General features: G+C 42.0%; 15 protein-coding genes and 1 other RNA gene. 8 read left to right on the forward strand and 8 right to left on the reverse strand.

All coding sequences use genetic code 11. The features are described from left to right. Positions 1 to 99: 99 nt before the first annotated feature. The 4 genes from AC1DUD_RS20175 (at position 100) to AC1DUD_RS20190 (ending at position 4,832) form a co-directional block, all read left to right on the forward strand. Entirely contained in the window at positions 100 to 876 is a 777-nt protein-coding gene (locus AC1DUD_RS20175) for an SAM hydrolase/SAM-dependent halogenase family protein (protein ID WP_121224678.1), read from the forward strand. A gap of 12 nt (positions 877 to 888) precedes the next feature. Next, a complete protein-coding gene (locus AC1DUD_RS20180; protein ID WP_477377642.1) occupies positions 889 to 1,416 on the forward strand; it encodes a hypothetical protein in 528 nt (175 codons plus the stop codon). A gap of 28 nt (positions 1,417 to 1,444) precedes the next feature. Beyond that, complete coding sequence (locus AC1DUD_RS20185; RefSeq protein ID WP_477377644.1) at positions 1,445 to 3,277, forward strand: ABC transporter ATP-binding protein; 1,833 nt, start codon at positions 1,445 to 1,447, stop codon at positions 3,275 to 3,277. Positions 3,278 to 3,431: 154 nt separating this feature from the next. After that, positions 3,432 to 4,832 carry an MBL fold metallo-hydrolase gene (locus tag AC1DUD_RS20190; RefSeq protein WP_477377646.1) on the forward strand — a complete coding sequence of 467 codons (1,401 nt, stop codon included), beginning with the start codon at positions 3,432 to 3,434 and terminating at the stop codon, positions 4,830 to 4,832. A 205-nt stretch (positions 4,833 to 5,037) separates the two neighbouring features. Here the strand turns inward: AC1DUD_RS20190 and AC1DUD_RS20195 are convergent, their stop codons facing one another. The 8 genes from AC1DUD_RS20195 to dinB form a co-directional block, all read right to left on the reverse strand. Next, entirely contained in the window at positions 5,038 to 5,991 is a 954-nt protein-coding gene (locus tag AC1DUD_RS20195) for a D-2-hydroxyacid dehydrogenase (protein ID WP_477377648.1), read from the reverse strand. Positions 5,992 to 6,090: 99 nt separating this feature from the next. Beyond that, positions 6,091 to 7,158, reverse strand: a complete 1,068-nt coding sequence (gene serC, locus AC1DUD_RS20200; protein WP_477377650.1) for a 3-phosphoserine/phosphohydroxythreonine transaminase — start codon at positions 7,156 to 7,158, stop codon at positions 6,091 to 6,093. A gap of 202 nt (positions 7,159 to 7,360) precedes the next feature. Further along, positions 7,361 to 8,011: a ribulose-phosphate 3-epimerase gene (rpe, locus tag AC1DUD_RS20205; RefSeq protein ID WP_477377652.1), complete on the reverse strand. Its 651-nt coding sequence runs from the start codon at positions 8,009 to 8,011 to the stop codon at positions 7,361 to 7,363. A 502-nt stretch (positions 8,012 to 8,513) separates the two neighbouring features. Further along, positions 8,514 to 11,138, reverse strand: coding sequence for a BamA/TamA family outer membrane protein (locus AC1DUD_RS20210; protein ID WP_477377654.1), 2,625 nt, complete (start codon positions 11,136 to 11,138; stop codon positions 8,514 to 8,516). A 92-nt stretch (positions 11,139 to 11,230) separates the two neighbouring features. After that, complete coding sequence (locus tag AC1DUD_RS20215; RefSeq protein WP_477377656.1) at positions 11,231 to 11,929, reverse strand: LytR/AlgR family response regulator transcription factor; 699 nt, start codon at positions 11,927 to 11,929, stop codon at positions 11,231 to 11,233. A 3-nt stretch (positions 11,930 to 11,932) separates the two neighbouring features. Continuing rightward, a complete protein-coding gene (locus tag AC1DUD_RS20220; protein ID WP_477377658.1) occupies positions 11,933 to 12,976 on the reverse strand; it encodes a sensor histidine kinase in 1,044 nt (347 codons plus the stop codon). 9 nt (positions 12,977 to 12,985) lie between these two features. Then, the gene (locus AC1DUD_RS20225; protein ID WP_477377660.1) at positions 12,986 to 14,209 is read right to left on the reverse strand and encodes an acyltransferase family protein; all 1,224 of its coding nucleotides are present in this window, start codon (positions 14,207 to 14,209) and stop codon (positions 12,986 to 12,988) included. 325 nt (positions 14,210 to 14,534) lie between these two features. Then, the gene (gene dinB / locus AC1DUD_RS20230) at positions 14,535 to 15,719 is read right to left on the reverse strand and encodes a DNA polymerase IV (RefSeq protein ID WP_477377662.1); all 1,185 of its coding nucleotides are present in this window, start codon (positions 15,717 to 15,719) and stop codon (positions 14,535 to 14,537) included. Between the two features lie 76 nt (positions 15,720 to 15,795). Here dinB and AC1DUD_RS20235 point away from each other — a divergent pair, with 76 nt between their 5' ends. The 4 genes from AC1DUD_RS20235 to AC1DUD_RS20250 all read left to right on the forward strand — a co-directional run bounded on the left by AC1DUD_RS20235 (position 15,796) and on the right by AC1DUD_RS20250 (position 18,244). Further along, on the forward strand, positions 15,796 to 16,416 hold the full coding sequence (locus tag AC1DUD_RS20235; RefSeq protein ID WP_477377664.1) for a 2'-5' RNA ligase family protein: 621 nt from the start codon (positions 15,796 to 15,798) through the stop codon (positions 16,414 to 16,416). A 12-nt stretch (positions 16,417 to 16,428) separates the two neighbouring features. After that, positions 16,429 to 17,058 (forward strand): hypothetical protein, encoded by a 630-nt coding sequence (locus AC1DUD_RS20240; RefSeq protein WP_477377666.1) that lies wholly within the window; start codon positions 16,429 to 16,431, stop codon positions 17,056 to 17,058. A 44-nt stretch (positions 17,059 to 17,102) separates the two neighbouring features. Next, an RNA gene (ffs, locus tag AC1DUD_RS20245) (signal recognition particle sRNA small type) lies at positions 17,103 to 17,201 on the forward strand. An 86-nt stretch (positions 17,202 to 17,287) separates the two neighbouring features. Then, positions 17,288 to 18,244, forward strand: coding sequence for a YpdA family putative bacillithiol disulfide reductase (locus AC1DUD_RS20250; RefSeq protein ID WP_477377668.1), 957 nt, complete (start codon positions 17,288 to 17,290; stop codon positions 18,242 to 18,244). The last annotated feature ends 306 nt before the right edge of the window (positions 18,245 to 18,550 follow it).

Genomic DNA, 18,550 nt, shown 5'->3' on the forward strand with positions numbered 1-18,550 from the left:
TAATTTGATTTTTTAGTTACAGATTTTTATGAATTAAAAATTGAATATTTGTAGCTTCAAATGCTACTACAAGATTAGCAATAAATATTTATAAAATTAATGGCAATTATAACATTAACTACTGATTTAGGCGATAAAGATATTTACCAGGCTGCTTTAAAAGGCAGTATCTACAAATTGTTGCCCACAGTAAATATTGTTGATATTACCAACAGTGTAGCGGCCTTTAATGTACAACAGGCCGCCTTTATACTTAAAAACAGCTATCATTATTTCCCCGAAGATACCGTACACCTTATTGGCATTGATACCGTTTATAACGACCATACCAAATACCTTGCTGTACGCTACAAAAAGCACTACTTTGTAGGGGCCGACAACGGCATTTTTTCGCTCATGTTTGACCAGGCGCCTGAAGATATCGTTGAGATCAACATTATGCAGGACCTTAAATTCCTGCACTTTCCGCTAGCTGATATTTTTGTAAAAACAGCCTGTCATTTAGCCAAAGGCGGCAAATTGGACGAGATTGGCCTGCCGGTGAGCGAGATTGAAAACAAAATGAATTTGCAGCCTGTTATTGAAAAAAACCTGATCAAAGGCGTGGTGATCTATATCGATTCATTTCAGAATGTGATCACCAATATTACCAAGGAGTTTTTTAACAACGTACAGCAAGGCAGGCGTTTTGTGCTCAATTTTAAGCGCAACGAAACCATCAACCATTTAAGCTGGCATTATAATGAAGTGCCCGTTGGCGAAAAACTTTGTTTGTTCGGCATCAGCGACCATCTGGAGATAGCCATAAATAAGGGCAATGCAAGCGGCCTGCTGGGTTTAAACCTGAATGATAAAGTAATCATTGAATTTCAATAAGGTATTGTATAAATGAAAAAAATCGCGCTGCTTTTTTTATTCTGTTTGATAGCAACTGTTGGTGCATCAGCCCAAAGCCCTGTTAACTCCGATTCTGTAGCTTACCAGCTTCAGCGTAAAAAAATCAACACCATGCTGGCGGCCCGTAAACAAAAATTTGGGCAGTATGATCAAAGCCTCAGCCAGCACACCGGCATTTTCGGCTTTCAAACCAAAGATGATATCCGTCGGTCGGCCGGCATCCTGATGGATATCGCCAAAACGGACGATGCTATTTTCAAAGAACTCAAGATCCTGCTTGAATACCGTGATTTTCAGCAAAGACAGATCCAAAGCCACAGCAAAGAGGCCGAAACTACGGCGGCTGGCTACATGGAAGTGATCAACAGGTTAAAACTACAAAATGCACACCTTAAACAGCAATTAAACAATTCAGAACAGCATTTTAGTACCATGCAAACCATATTTGTAGTAGTTATACTTTTCATGGCTGCGTCAATTTTATTTCTGTTGCGTAAAAACAACCGGGTTAAAGCGTAAATTCGCGACTTAACATTCAAACCCATACATGGCAAGAGGACGACTGAACAGTGGCAGCAAGGCCGAAGCAGAATTACCTAAAGCAAAAATAAACCGAAGCAGCCTGCGTAATGTAGCCAAACTGCTTACTTACTTAAAACCTTACAGGGTTAAATTCATAGCCGGATTAGTTTTTCTGTTCTTATCGAGCCTTGTCGGGCTGGCGTTCCCAGCTATCCTCGGTGCTTTGATCGATGCAGCACAGGGTATCTACAAATACAAATATTTGCCGCATGGTTTAAATGCCATAGCTATCATGGGTTTCATTATCTTATTTGCCCAGGCTTTTATTTCGTTTTTCAGGGTAGTTTGGTTTGTACAAGTAGCTGAAAAGTCATTAGCCGATATCAGGCGCGATACTTATTTTAAGCTGATCACACTGCCTATGAACTTCTTCGCCAACCGCCGGGTTGGTGAGCTCAACAGCCGAATCTCTGCCGATCTTTCCCAGATTCAGGATACATTAACCACCACTTTCGCCGAAATGATCCGTCAGTTGGTGATCATGGTGGGCAGCACTACCCTGCTGGCAATTGTATCCATAAAACTTACGCTTACCTTGCTGGCTATATTACCTTTTCTTGTTGCCTTCGCTGTATTTTTTGGGCGGTATATCCGCAAGCTTTCACGGGAGGCTCAGGATAAATTAGCCGAATCAAATACTATAGTTGAAGAAACACTGCAAGGCATTGCCAACGTAAAGGCTTTTGTTAACGAGGCCTATGAAGCCACCCGTTACGACAAGATCTTACGCCAGGTAGTGAATATCGCTGTTCGCGGGGCTAAATTCAGGGGGATATTCGCGTCGTTCATCGTATTTTGCTTGTTCGGCACTTTTGTGGGGGTTATCTGGTACGGTTCGGTGCTGGTAGCTAATCATGAAATATATGTTGGCGACCTTACCACTTTTATCATGTATTCGATATTTGTAGGTGCTGCTATGGGTAGTTTCCCCGATCTTTATGCCAACCTCCAAAAAGCTGTAGGTGCAAGTGAGCGTGTACTCGAAATCCTTGCCGAGCAGGGTGAAGAGATCTCGATGGTTGAAAGCGAAAACGGGATTAAACAACCCATTAAAGGTGATCTTGCTTTTAATGATGTAGTATTTGCCTACCCATCACGCCCAGAAATTACCGTATTAAAAGGGATCTCATTTAATGCCGATGCCGGGCAGCGGGTAGCCATTGTTGGGCCAAGCGGTTCGGGCAAATCTACTATGGCTTCGCTGATTTTACAATTCTATCATCCGCAAAACGGCGGTATTTTATTTGATAGTAAACCAGCCGACAATTATTCCCTTACTGATATCCGCAACCAGGTAGCCATCGTTCCGCAGGATGTATTGCTGTTTGGCGGTACTATTATGGAGAACATCGCCTATGGCAGGCTCAATGCTTCAAAAGAAGATATTATTCAGGCTGCTAAACGTGCCAACGCGCATCAGTTTATCTCGTCCTTCCCCGAAGGTTATGAAACCGTTGTGGGCGAGCGTGGTGTTAAATTATCAGGCGGACAAAGGCAGCGTATTGCCATTGCGAGGGCCTTACTCAAAAACCCATCCATACTAATCCTTGATGAGGCTACTTCTTCATTAGATTCAGAATCGGAACGCCTGGTACAGGAAGCTTTGGAAGAACTGATGAAAGACCGTACCTCCATTATCATAGCGCATCGCCTGTCAACCATTCGCGAAGCGGATAAGATCATCGTGCTTGAAAAGGGCCATATTATTGAAAGCGGCAGCCACACCGAACTCATTGGCAACGAACAGGGTCTTTACAAATACCTGAGTCAGCTACAGTTTGAAAGCAGCCAGGCCTAAAATTAATTAGCATATAAACGAACTTATAGCTTGTTAATCCGTTTATACTCGCAACAAAACGGGTGTAAACTATTATATTCACAAATTAAAGATTACTTACAACGTAATATAATTATTGATACCAATGTTATAATTTGGTGTCGCGTATATAAAAATGAAACTAACTATACACGGGGCGGCCCGGCAGGTAACCGGGAGCATGCATTTGCTTGAGGTTGGACAATATAAAATTTTGGTGGATTGCGGGCTGGACTATGAAAAGGACCGCAGTGTTATATCTAACGAAAACTTTCCTTTTCGCCCTGAAGACATTGACGTAGTAGTGCTTACCCACGCCCATATCGATCATTCGGGCAATTTACCTACCCTAATCCGTTTAGGATTTGAAGGGCAAATTTTGTGTACCCCACCTACAGCCGATCTGACTGAATTGTTGCTGCTCGACTCAGTAAACATTTTCATGCGCAAAGCTGCGAGTAAAGGCGGGCACCACAAGCGCGGCAGGGGTAAATTTAATACTCACGCGCAGCCATTGTACATGCAAAAACATGTAATGGATACGGTAGAGCGTTTTGTTACTATAGGATTTGATAAACCTTTTCGCATCACAGGCGATATTGAATTAACCTTTGTACCAGTTGGTCACTTGTTAGGCGCAGCTGCAGCGGTATTTAAAATAACAGATCAAGGCGAAGAAAAATCCATTGCCTTTACCGGCGATATCGGCAGGAAAAATTACCCGGTTCTGAACGATCCACAGCCCCTGCCACCTGTTAATTTCCTGGTTTCAGAGGCTACCTACGGCGGTCGCTACCATAGCACGGACAAAACCGTTGAACAAACCCTGATAGAGATTATTGAAAAGGCCTGCATTAAAGAACAAGGCCGTTTGATTATCCCGGCGTTCAGCATTGGGCGTACACAATCATTAGTTTACTCTTTAAATAAGATCTTCAGTACAGGTTTATTGCCGCCCGTTAAAGTATTTGTCGATAGTCCAATGGCTACCCAGGCAACCGAAGTGTTTAGGAAATACCATAATCACGTAAATCAGGAAGCCCAGGATTTTTACCAGAAACGCGGCGATGAATTTGAATTTGACAACCTCACCTACGTGGAAACGCTTAAGGATAGCAGGCAAATTTCCAATTACTGGGAGCCTTGTATTATCATATCATCCGCAGGGATGTTGGAAGGCGGCCGTATCCAGGACCATCTTTTTTACAATATCCAAAATTACTATGCCACTATTCTATTCATAGGCTATTGTGCCAAAGGAACATTGGGACATCGTTTATTAAGAGGTGATTCTATTGTTCACATAAAAGACCGTGAACTTTCCGTTTATGCCACCATCAAACAAACCGACGTACTAAGTGCCCATGGCGATCATAATGATCTGATGAACACCGTAAAAATCATCGGTAAGGAAAAGTTGAAACACGTATTCCTGGTACATGGCGAGGGTGAAAGCATGCAGCTATTGGCTAATGATTTGGAGCAGGAAGGTTATGGCGTAACTATGCCTGAGAAGGGTGTTAGTTATATCATATAAAAATCATTCAATATAAACCATGTCATACGAGGCACGAAGCAATCACACGCGGAAGCATGACCGCCCTGTATAGCATGCGATTGCTTCGTGCCTCGCAATGACATGGTTTTTTCATATAAAGCAAACGGCACGAATTGATAAAATTCGTGCCGTTTGCTTTATAGATTGTATTCGTGTAATTCGCTCTAATTAGAACGAATTCGTGTTACGCGTTTTTGAAATGCTCAATGATCAAACTTGCAAGCTCTACGCCAATCCTTTCCTGGGCCTCGTTAGTGGCAGCGCCAATGTGCGGGGTCAGAGAAATTTTAGGGTGAGTTAAGATCTCTGCACGAGGGGTCGGCTCATTGTCAAACACGTCAAGCGCAGCAAATGAAACCTGGCCGCTGTTTAATGCATCAACCAAAGCAAGCTCGTCGATCAAACCGCCGCGTGAAATATTTACCAAGCCAACACCTTTTTTAGTTTTAGCCAATTCTTCAGCACCAAAAAGGGCTTTGTCGATAAATGGAGTATGCAACGTAATGAAATCAGCAGTTGTAGTAATCTCGTCGAGCGTAGATTTTTTAACAGCTACTTTAACAGTAGTACCGCCACCTAAAACAAGATCCAACTCAGGATTGAAATCATAAAGATCATATGCTAAAACATCCATACCAACACCGATAGCTATTTTAGCTACTTCCCTGCCGATACGGCCAAAACCTACAATACCTAAAGTTTTACCGCGAAGCTCAACACCTTTAGCGTAAGCTTTTTTCAGGTCGTTAAATTTAGTACCACCATCAACCGGCATTTTGCGGTTGCTATCAGGTAAAAAGCGTACAGAACCGAATAAGCTCGCAAATACCAGTTCAGCTACTGATAAAGAAGATGATGCCGGGGTATTATATACACCAATGCCTTTTTCTTTGGCATAATCAACATCAATATTATCAACACCTACACCACCGCGACCGATCAGTTTCAGGTTAGGCGTAGCATCGATCAATGCTTTACGTACTTTAGTAGCACTACGTACGGTAATAGCATCATAGTTTTTCAATTTTTCAGGAAGCTCGTCCTGTGGGATATTGTTGGTATCTACAAAAAAGCCGGCATCTTCCAGCATTTTTTTACCTATCGGGTCGATACCGTCATTAGCTAATATTTTGATCATCTCTTTTATGTTCAATGGTTCATTAGTTCACTGGTTCATTGGTCTGCTTCATTAAAAACTAATGAACTAATGAACCAGTGAACTAATGATACTTTTAAATTATTTATTATTCTCAGCAAATTCCTGCATTACGTCAATCAGCGCATAAATACTGCTTATTGGCAATGCGTTGTAAATTGAAGCGCGGAAACCGCCTACACTTCTGTGGCCTTTAATGCCAACTATACCGCGTTCTTCGGCAAGTTTCAGGAATGGTTTTTCCAGTTCCGGATTTTCCATCACAAAGCAAACATTCATTTTTGAGCGGTCTTCAACAGCAGCCACCGCTTTGAACAATGGGTTGCGGTCAATTTCTTCATAAAGTACACGTGCTTTGGTAATGTTTTCCTGCTCAATTGCCGGTACGCCACCTTTTGCTTTTAACCATTTAAGGGTAAGCATTGATACGTAGATAGCAAATACCGGTGGGGTGTTGTACATTGAACCACCTTCAATTTGAGTTTGGTAGTTAAACATTGCAGGAATTTTACGACCGGTTTTACCCAGCAAATCATCCTTAACAATAACCAAAGTAACACCGGCAGGGCCCATGTTTTTCTGAGCACCAGCGTAGATCAAACCAAAATCGGCAACGTTAACCACGCGGCTGAAAATATCTGACGACATATCACAAACCACCGGAATTGGCGATTTAAAGAACTCCTGTAACTGTGTACCGTAAATGGTATTGTTTGATGTAATGTGGATGTAAGCAGCATCGGCCGGGATTTCAAAATCCTTAGGGATGTAAGTAAAGTTAGCCTCTTTTGAAGTAGCTACAACTTGTACTTCGCCAAAATATTTAGCTTCTTTTAAAGCTTTATTGGCCCAAACACCAGTTTCAACATAAGCTACTTTACCACCTTCAGGTAACAGGTTGTAAGGGGCCAAAGCAAACTGGGTGCTGGCGCCACCTTGCAGAAACAATACCGAATAACCTTCCGGAACGTTGAATAATTCTTTTACCAGGCTTACAGCTTCGTCTAAAACGGCTTCAAACTCTTTCGATCGGTGTGAAATTTCAAGCAAAGAGAGTCCAGTACCATTAAAATCAATAACTGCTTCTGAAGCTTGCTTTAAAACTTCGTGTGGTAGAATGCCGGGTCCGGCACCAAAATTATGTTTCATATAATTAACGAATTGTAGGTTCTAAATACACTATTAGGAAGTTTGTATTTTGTTGGGCCGAAGTTAATTAATTTGACAAAATATATAGACATTATTTACATTTTTTGAAAAAATATACAATTAATCAACAAACGGGCCTTTGATTGCAAATAATTAAACTAACCCTACAGGGTTGATAGTAATTATTATCATTATAATACTTTTAGGGATGTTTGAGTTTTGAAATTGCGGCCACCTGATCGGCCGACGAGAATACCGAAGTACCCGCAACAAACACATTTGCCCCGGCTTCTATCAGTTTTGTTACATTGTTAGCATCCACCCCGCCATCGATCTCAATTAACAGGCCGGGATTTTTTTCGGCACTTAGTGTCCTGAGTTCTTTGATCTTTTTATAAGTGTTATCAATAAAATGCTGTCCACCGAAACCGGGATTAACCGACATGATCAAAACCATATCCAGTTCGGCAATAATATCCTCTAATAAGAAAACAGGGGTCGCCGGGTTAATAGCAACAGCAGCTTTACAACCTAATTGTTTAATTACCTGTACGGTACGGTGTAAATGCGGGCAAGCCTCCTGGTGCACAGTAATACTATCGGCACCGGCATCTTTAAACGCTTTCAGGTAACGATCAGGGTCAACAATCATCAGGTGAACATCAAGCGGCTTGGTAGCGTGTTTTTTGACAGCGCTTACAACCGGGAAACCAAAAGAGATATTAGGAACAAACATACCATCCATAATATCAACGTGGATCCAGTCGGCTTCGCTGTTATTGATCATTTCGATATCGCGTTGCAGGTTGGCAAAATCGGCCGCTAAGATAGATGGTGCTACGAGGTGATTCATATGCAAATATATAAAACCCGGTAACCCGCATGCCGGTAAAAGCCAATTATTTTATGATATAATTGTAAAAAAGCGGGCGTCCCAAAATCGCCATTCTCAAAAAAAAAATAAAAATATGTACTCGCCTTTTTTATAGTGTTCCATTTTTTGAGAGTCAAAACGCGGAACACCTAATAATTGAAACATATTGGTAATCAATAAATTAGCATCCCATATGAAACACTAATAAATAGCTGATTATCAACAAATAAAACTTTCAAGAATAAAAAAACAGGTATTTCAAAAAACACTTTACCTTTTCTGTTTTTTGATAATTTTTTGTCGTTTTTGAAGTTTTTGGACTAAAGTTTAAAACCGGGAAACAGGTACTGACAAAAAAATGCCACCAAAAAAGCGGAATGTGTTGATTAATTATCAGAACTACTCTCTCCTAAAAACTAAAGCTGAAAGCTTTGAGCATGCCAACCACGGGTTATGCTACGCTAAACCCGCGGCAGTTATTTTAAAACCTAAACCCGATAGATATATAAGGTAACGACCCTTCTTTTGAAAAACCCATTACTGCTTCAATCAGCACCAATTGCGCCGGAATGATGTATAAGCCACCGCCATAACCATCATGCCACTTGTCTGATGATTCGCCGGGAACCCATACCCTGCCTACGTCATTAAAGCCTATCAAACCAAATGAACCCGGCAACAGGTACGATGTGAAATCCATAACCTTTAATCGTAACTCGAGGTTATTATAAGCAATTGTTTTACCAGTAAACCTGTTGGTGTGAAAGCCCCGGAAGTTTTGTGCCCCCCCGAGTTTCATCTGCTGAAAATACGCGGCATTCCCTACCGTAGTGCCTAAACCCGTGCGATTGGCAATTACCAATACAGAGTCCCTGTCGGGATTTAAATAGAAACTAAACTCGGATAATACCTGTCCGTAGGTGTTGTGACTTCCCGAACCGCCGCCACTAAAGCCGCTTATAGTGGTTGTCCATAAAATGCCCTGCGTGGGGATGATCAGTTTATTCCGGGTATCAACCGTTGCATTGGCCGTTAAACCTCCGTAAACTTTTGTGCCAAAAACTTCCTCGTTAGGGAAAGAGGCGTTATAGCCATTTAAAAACCTTTCGGTATTGTTGGTTTCCTTGCTGTTATAAAACTGACCTGCAATGCCAGCGCTAACATGCAGTTTCCCAAAATCACGGTGCAGGGAAACATCACCTGTAACATAGTCGTAGCGGTTACGATAATAGGAGATCTTCCTGTCGCCTTCATTTTCAAAAACGGTATTATTACCTATCCCGAAAAAGTTACTCAGGTTACTTGGCCCGCGCGAAAGCAGGTTTATCTTCAGGTCATTTTTGCCAATGGCCTTTTTCCAGTCGGCCATGTAGGTAAACAAAAATGATTTGCGTTCCAGCGAATAATTAGTCAGAAACTCTTCTCTGAAAGCATAAGGTTCCTTGCGGAAACCGTGCCGCTCATATGAGAAACCACCTATCAGCAAAATACCGATATCATTACTGTAATTAGCCAGGATGATGGGCTCAAACCTGTCGAACTTAAAGCTGGTTTTATCATAACTATTTACCGCAGTATCTGTTGAAGTACGATTTTTGGCAAGGGACGATGAAGGAAGTACATTCTTCTGATCCGAACGGTCATAAATATAGGTCTTGCCCTTATTGTTCAAACTGCTGTCAACCGCGAAGGTATCCATGCCATCACCACCTATCATCCTAACTATTATAGGCGATGGTGTTGAACCCGTTACCGTAAAAAAATCATCTCCATCGAAACCATACATTCTTATTTCTTTGGTAACACCCGGCTTAAAAATACGATGATAGGTAACTTTATCAACGCTGCCGTCTTTCTTTATCTTATTTATAGTAAGGCTGATATCGCCGTTAGTTTCGTGAGCGATGGTGAACTTATCCGTTTTATCGCTCGCCGGGACGTCTACGTATATGGAGATAAATTTATAATACTCAAGCGCCTGTTTTTGCAGGATATTACGCCGCGCTATCATTTTGCTGATGATTTCCGGGCCCGAAAGTTTGTAGATGGTATCGGGCATTAAATGCACCGCTTTTTTGATCAGGTCATCGGTCAGTTTGCTTTGCACGTAGGCTATCTGCTCTTTCCAGTCATCTTCACTCAACTGGTTGAGGAAATAGCGGTCAAAATAACGGGCATTAAAATTCCAGCCATTGATATCCCTGATCTCGTCACTGTAACCCTGAAATTTTGATTTGAGCCATTGATGAGCTACTATCCAGGGTAATACGCCCGATGTTTTGTAGTACACCTGGTCACGGTCGCGCGGAACAGGTTCGTAAACGGTTTCATGTTTTCCGTCGATCTTTTCCCAGCGCCATTGGTCTTCATGCCTGTCCCAATCACCTAAAAGCATATCCAGCAACCGGGCACGCAACACGGTCTTCTGGTCAACACGGTTATCGTTGTCATCCTGTAATTTACGTTGTACCTTTTCGGTATTATCAGTTTTTTCGGCATCAAGCGGCTCGCGTTCTTCAAACAAAAACACCTGGTTGGCAAAATCTTTCTGATACTCACCAAAAGCAGGGTCATCCGGTACATAAACAATTTTAGGGTTTGAATGCGGAACGCCCAATGCTTCGGCCAGCGGAGGTACCGTAAGCGCCGAAAAGGGATGAGCTGCCGATACCTGGTCTTGCAGGATATCTTTAGCTACCGTTGGACGCAGATCAACAGGCAAACCTTTTTCAGGATATTTTTGAATGGTACGCAATACCCATTGCTGCCCCGTAGGATCCTGAAGACGCAATGATTTAGTTTGCTTCCCTCCGCCCCTTTGCAATATTTTAAGCCCGCCTTTTTCGGCAGTAAGATGAAATACAGGCAGGGTAACGGGTGCCGCCCAAAGCTTGCGATAATTATCGCCTAAAAAAAATTGGTGGGTACCACTTACATTATTATAAGATGGCTCGATAGCCAGTTTAACGCTGTCGCTATGGGTTTGGGCATATGAAATATTGACGGCTAAGCACGAACCTGCCGTTAAAAAAATGGATAAAGCTTTGAACAGGTTTTTACCGTGCCCCATAGGTTTTTCAATTATACAATAGTAGTATAACTGCATATTACAAAATAGTTTTAATTATCCACAGGAAAATCACTTTAAAAATCACAGTGCCATACTACCTAATGTATCAACGGCTTTCGTGATTCAAGTTACCTTGATTGATTAGTAAGCGCATGCATTACCTGGTCTTTAAGCTGCCTGCTGATCGGTACCTCAAATGTGCCAATGTTCAGCATATTCCCTTCTATCGACGTGATTTTATTATTGGCAACAATGTATGATTTATGTGTTTGCATGAATTTACGCGGAGGCATTTTTTCGGCAAAGGCCCGCAGGGTGCTGTGGGTTATGATCTTACGTGCTGGAGTGTAGATCTCTACATAGTTTTCCATGCCTTTGATAAACAGCACCTCATCAAAAATTATCTTTTCGAGCTTACCATTACATTTAACAAACAGATAATCGACGGCGCCTGCGTTATTTCTTAAATCAAAGTAATCCTTGGCTTTAAATGCGGCCTTCATAAAGCGCTCAAAAGGAATAGGTTTAAGCAGATAGTCGAGCACATCCAGGTCAAAACCATCAGTAGCATATTCCTTAAAAGCGGTGGTGAAGATCACTTTTGGCGGATTGGGAAGCGAACGGATAAACTCAACGCCGGTTAAGTGCGGCATCTGGATATCCAGGAACAGCAGATCAACTGATTGCTGAGCCAGCAAGGCTCCTAATTCCATCGCGTCTTCACATTGTGCTTTCAAATCAAAAAAGCCGGCTTTTTTAACGTAGCCTTCCAGTCCTTTACGGGCAAAGGGTTCATCGTCGGTAATAATGCAACTGATTAAGGCCATTATTTAAATGTCTAATTGAAGTATTGCTGTATAGTGATCAGCTTCGCGACCCGTAGTTAACTGATGTTTATCCGGGTAAAGTAATTGCAGCCTTCGGCTTAAATTATCCAGACCGATGCCGCTGTAACTATCAGGGGTTTTCATATTTGCCGGCACATCATTATAAACTTTAAAAACAAAGTTACCCTCAGTGATGCATCCTTCTATAACTATTTTATAATCTCCGCCTATGTATTTAAAAGCATTTTCAACCAAAGGCAATAGAAGCAGCGGATAGATCTGCTGATCGGTTAAGCCTCCCTCAAAATTAACACTGAGTTTCATTTTGCTGCTCGCCCTGATTTGCTGCAACCGGATATAATTTTCGAGATATTCCAACTCCTGTTTTATAGGTACCTGCTGTTGCTGATCATAAAGCTGATAACGCAACAGGCTCGACAATAACTCGGTGCTTTTTTTTGCGCCGGGAACATCTTCATCCATCTGAAAATAAATAGTATTCAGTGCATTAAATAAAAAATGCGGATGGTATTGTGCTTTTAAAAACTTCAGCTCGGTATCCAGTTGGTCGTTGGTTAACTTTTCCAGTTGCATCTTGTTATTTACATAAGCCTTTAACCACGTACTGCTACGGGCAATGCCATAATAAACAATAGCGTACAAGGTGGGTATCATATTAATATCGGCTATGTCTGCCCAGGGAATTAGCTCTCTTATCCCCTGGGTTACGTGCAGGGCCATATCCATCGGAACAAATACTACGTTTACCAATACCAGGTTTACACCTACCAATATGGCCAACTCCCGTGCTACGTCCCGATAGGATAATTGTCCTGCCCAGTGTTTGTCATAGTGCCTGAAAAGCCGTTCAAAAAGATAGATAGCCAAATAGCCAACCAATATAGAACAGGCCATTTCAATGCCATTGACATAAAAATCCCTTTTCCAAAAATGCTGGCCAACATCGGTATCGTGTAACAGCCTGATGGTAAAATATACCAATAGGCCATATACTGCCGGGAAAATATATTTCCGAAAAAAATTCATATCAGCAAATTACAAATTTAAGGCAGAAAGGACAGGTTCAGGTTTTATCTCCAATATCTCCGGCTTAGGTACAACACTGGTTTTGTCCTTCGGTTTCATACCAAATAAAAACCTGGTTAGCGCATAAGGCCGCACTAATAAATGATACGTAAGCACAGTTACAAAAAAGGTAATGCCCACAGTATAAATGTATTTTGAAAGGATGCTTTCATTTTGTACCTGCACAATGTAATATACCACCAATACAATAACCGTTTGATGCAATATATAAAACGGATATACAGCCTGGTTTAAGTAATTGAGCACTTTATGACTGCGATTAAAATAATGCTTGCCATAGCCAACCAGTGCCAGCACCCATCCCCAGGCAATAATTGGCCGCAAAGCTGTAAAGGCGTACGAAAACGCAATATTTTGAAAAGGCCAGTGGGGATGCAACGGTTCAACGCCATTCCAGCGCATTACTTCCCAGGTCATCAGGCTTAAAAAACCGATGGTTAAAGCAAACCGGCGATTGCGCTCCAGGCTGTCTATCAGTTTAGGTTGAAGGATACAGATAAAACCTGCCAGCAGGAATAATAGCCAGTAAACAAAGTAGCTGCCGTCGTGGATCAGATCATTGGTTTCGGGCAAATCCCAACTGGTGAAAGTAAACCACAGAATTCCTGGCAGCATCAATAGGTAAACCCATTTCCCCTCTGCCAAAACCGCAAGCTTTTGTTTAAACGCATTGCTTTTAGGCGAGATCATCCAGGCGAAGATAGGCGCGAAGATTAGATCGTAAATAAACAGATAGGCGATAAACCAAAGGTGGTGCCAGCTGAAATTGCCTTTAGGATAAGGCTGGAAGCTAAATGTACTTGGATAAAAATCCAGGAATGATCCTTTGTAGCCATTGGCTAAACGCTCCATGTAGATCTGCGGCGGCACAATGATGAACATGCCCACCAAAAGCGGAATAAAAAGACGGCGGAAACGCAAACCTATGAAACTGAGTGTAGAACGCCGCTGCATCATGTAGTAACTCACGGTACCTGAAATAAAAAAGAGCAGCGGCATGCGAAAAAGGTGCAGAAAATGATTCGATTCCATCATCAGGTTACTGGTTTCGTGGTTTTTGATGTGCCAGCCATCTTCGGCAACAAAAGGCATTGCTGAATGAAAAAATAACACCCCCAATATGGATAAGATCCTCAACCAATCGAGGTAAGTTTGACGTTGTGTGGTTTCCATGATTTCTTCTTTTTGATCAAAAGAAGCCACAACCCGCCACTCCATAAAATTACTTTGACCAACGGTAAAAAACCTTTGACCATTGGTAGAAAATTAGTGGCGCGACTGACATGTATAATTCTCCCTGTCATTTCGACGAATCCGCGGAGGCAGTGCGGCAGTGTGAGGAGAAATCTTATACGCCATGCACGGCGACTTGCATGGCGTATAAGATTTCTCTTTCGCACCAGCCCTCAACCAGCCCATGCTCTATCGAAATGACACATACTTTACATTGATAATTCCTGCAATCAGCAAAATCAACCCAATCAAAAAAAATCAACGGTCAGCCCCGCATAAACGGATTAAAATTCCTCGTGCCGATCTCCATCCCTGCTGCCCTGCAAACAGTTTTATCGCCAAACTTAAAGTTGATCTGATCCATGGCCTGGTAAAGTTTGATGCGTTCTTCATTATCCTCAAAAAGGTTGATCTGGTAGCTGCCGGTACAAAGATCGCTCAGCCGTACGCCTATCAGCCTGATGGGTCGGTGCTGGTCCCAGGCCATTTTAAGTAGGTTTTTCACACCGGGAATCAGGATATGTTCGGCCGCGGTAAGCGCTATTTTTTGCTGCTGGGTATGCGTTTCAAAATTGCCGTAGCGTAATTTAATAGCCAGGCATGATGAAAGTTTGTTCTCTCTCCTGAGTTTGGAAGACAGCTCCTCCGTCATCGATACCAGGATAGTTTCAAGGGTACGATGGTCGGATACATTGATATGGAAAGTATGCTCTGTGCTGATGGATTTCCTGTCAGAGTGCGGGACAATCTCGCCATGATCTATCCCATTGGCTTTTTCCCAAAGTGAATGCCCGTATTTCCCGAAAATGGTTTCGAGGAAGCGAATATTGGTACGCTGCAAATCCCCTATCTTTTCAATGCCATATTGATATAACTTATTGCAGGTGCTCTCTCCTAAGCCTGGGATCTTACCGATATTTAGCGGGGCCAGAAATTTCAACTCATCGCCATGTTTTACAAACATTTGTCCGTTAGGCTTGGCCTGATTGGTAGCCATTTTAGCTATCGTTTTACCGGATGCCATACCAAATGAAATAGGCAGACCAGTTTCCTTTATGATCTTTTGTCTTAGCTTGCTTGCTTCGTGATAGCAATCATAAAAACGATCCATGCCGGTATAATCAATATAAAACTCATCGACCGACGTTTTTTGGTACAAAGGCACTGTATCATGAATGATCTGTGTAACCTCGCGTGAGGCCTCCCCATAACGCCCGTGCGAACCGCGAATAAGGATAGCGTGTGGGCAAAGTTGCAAAGCCTTTTTAGTTGGCATAGCCGAATGTACCCCAAAAGCCCTCGCCTCATAACTACATGAAGCCACCACTCCCCTTTCGGGCGAACCACCGATGATCACCGGCTTACCGATCAGCTCGGGATGAAACTTTCGTTCCACCGAAACGAAAAACGAGTCGAGGTCGATATGTACAATATGCCGCTTAGCTTCCACACAACAAATATGAAAATTAATTTGGTATTTTGCTAATTTTTTTAGCAAATTTGAAATAACAAAAATGATACAGCCAATGAGTATATATGAAGATTACCTGATGTTATTATCGCCTCCCGAAACGGTGAAGCATGAGATTGCACGTTACAAAAAAGCATCGGCAAAACTCATTGGCAATTATAAAAGTATGGATTCGCCTGCTCATATCTCTGTACAGCATCTTGAAAGGCAAAAGCCTTTTATGGCCGATAAAAACCTTGATTTGATGGAGCAGGCACTGAATACTATGCCCCCTGTGTTACTGCATATGGATGGGTTTTATCATTTCACCCACCTGCACAACCGCATGACCATTTATGCTAATATCCGTGCAACGCCCGCTACCGACGAATGGTTTAACACTTTAAAAAAGAAGCTGCGTATCAAAAAGAATATCGTCCCGCACATAACTGTTGTGCGCGATATCCCTGAAAAAGATTTTGACACCCTTTGGCCGCATTTCAGGCATAAAAAGTTGCTGGAGCCATTTTGGGTTAAAGAGCTTACCATTTTAAAACGGGATACGCTTGATGCCTTTGCAAAATGGGATAAGTTTAAAGTTTTCGAATTTAAAAACATGACCGGCCCGGGCTATACCCGCGACGAGCTGGAACTGCTTAAGGCCGGCGATCCGGATCAGATCAATTTGTTCATTTAAAATTTAATAATCATGGACTACGCATTTTATCATTTTATCCTCCCGATACCCGATCATGTTGATGTTATGGTCAGGAAATTAAAGAACGAAGCAAAACGCGTTATTGGCAATTACCCCAGTATGCACGCAAGGGCACACATCACCATAAACAACTACCCGCGCAAACCACTGGATGTAGATGTTCAGGGTTTTTCGTTTTTGAGCAGGAAACTTAGCTTATTACCGCCTGCCGTTTTTGAAATAGATGGGTTTGATTGCTTTAATGAAAGTAACAACTATAACAAAACCATTTTTGCAAAACTTAAACTTACCAGGCAAAACCAATACTGGCTTAAATCGCTGAAGGATATCGTTGGCGATAGCAGTACCCTGCCCCATATCACTGTAGCAAGAGCTATAACGCCCGAGCAATTTAACCTGCTTTGGCCTTATTTTCAAAAGAGGGAAATGAAGGTAAAATTTGTTGTTAACCGGCTTACTATTTTGAAAAATCTGTTGCTTGATATCGACCAGCATGCCAAAATTTACCGCGAATTTGAATTTTGGGGAGATGAAAACGTGTTAACGAAGTACGATAATACTGTTATAGCAAGGCAATTTAAAAATTATCCCTCTATAAATCAACAGATAAGCCTTTTTTAACATTTTCTTAACCAGAAACGCTACCTTTTTCTATATTTGCGCCGGGGTAAGTCTTTTACGGCCAGCTCCTCTTGAACTCCCCCAGGGTGGGAACACAGCAAGGGTAGAGAGTTGAGCGGCGCGATAAAAGTAGCTTACCCTTTTTTATTTTCTTATTTTTGCCGCACTGGCAAACATGCCCCGAACCTGCACAGGTTCATGATTTCTTTAATTTCATAACTGTACATAAATGCTCGATATATTCATTATTGGTGGTGGTCCGATAGGTTTAACTTGCGGACTTGCCGCTCAAAAAGCCGGTTTAAGTTTTGTAATTGTCGAAAAAGGCACACTTGTAAATTCCTTATACAACTACCCTGCTACCATGACATTTTTCTCTACTTCCGAGAAACTGGAGATTGGCGGCGTTCCTTTTGTTACCGTACATAACAAGCCTACCCGTAATGATGCTTTGGAGTACTACCGCCGGGTAGCGCTTTCAAATAACCTGCCTATTCATCTTTTTGAAGAAGTTACCGAAGTAAAGCCTGAAGATGGATTTTATACCATCACCACAAAAAAAGCAACTTACCAGGCTAAAAAAGTGATCCTTTCAACCGGGTTTTATGATATTGCTGTTAAGCTTGATATCCCCGGCGAAAACCTGCCCAAAGTAAAACACTACTATCAGGATCCGCATTATTACACGCTGCAAAAAGTGGTGGTGGTGGGTTCAAGCAACTCGGCTATTGACGTTGCCCTTGAAACCTATCGCAAAGGCGCTGACGTTACATTGGTGATCCGCGATAGCGAGGTAAGCCATAGGGTTAAATACTGGGTACGGCCGGATATCATTAACCGTATCAAAGAAGGAAGCATCAAGGCATATTTCAATTCAAATCTTGAAGCCGTCCGTGAAAACGAGGTCGATATTAAAACACCGGGAGGATTAGTTACCATCCCCAATGATTTTGTAATGGCGATGACGGGCTATAAACCAAACTTTGAATTCCTGAAAAAGCTTGGTATCATCCTTTCTGAAGATAAATTCATCCCCCAATATAACCCCGAAACCATGGAAACAAACATACCCGGTTTATACCTTGCAGGCGTGGTTTGCGGTGGTATGGATACCCACCTTTGGTTCATTGAAAACTCAAGGGTACATGCAGATATGATCATCAATGATATTGTGGCCGGGAGGTGAATAGTTGATTGGTTTGATTAGGTGAATGATTCTGCATGTAAACCCAATATTTACAACAAAAATCAAACTGCTCACCCAATCAACTTACTCAACTATTCACCAACCCTCAAATAATCACATTTTTTTCTTGTATAAATAAAAATTTATAGCCTAATTTGCAGCCAAATTAAAAACACAGTAATTCAACACAAAAATGAATCAACCAAGCTTAAATAAGCCCGCAACAAGAGCAACATTTGCTCCGGCTGCCGCTGCCTTGGGTTCAACTGTTTTTTTAAACTGCCCTCTCCGACGAAGGACCTACAT

Source organism: Mucilaginibacter sp. P4_A11, from assembly GCF_056402535.1.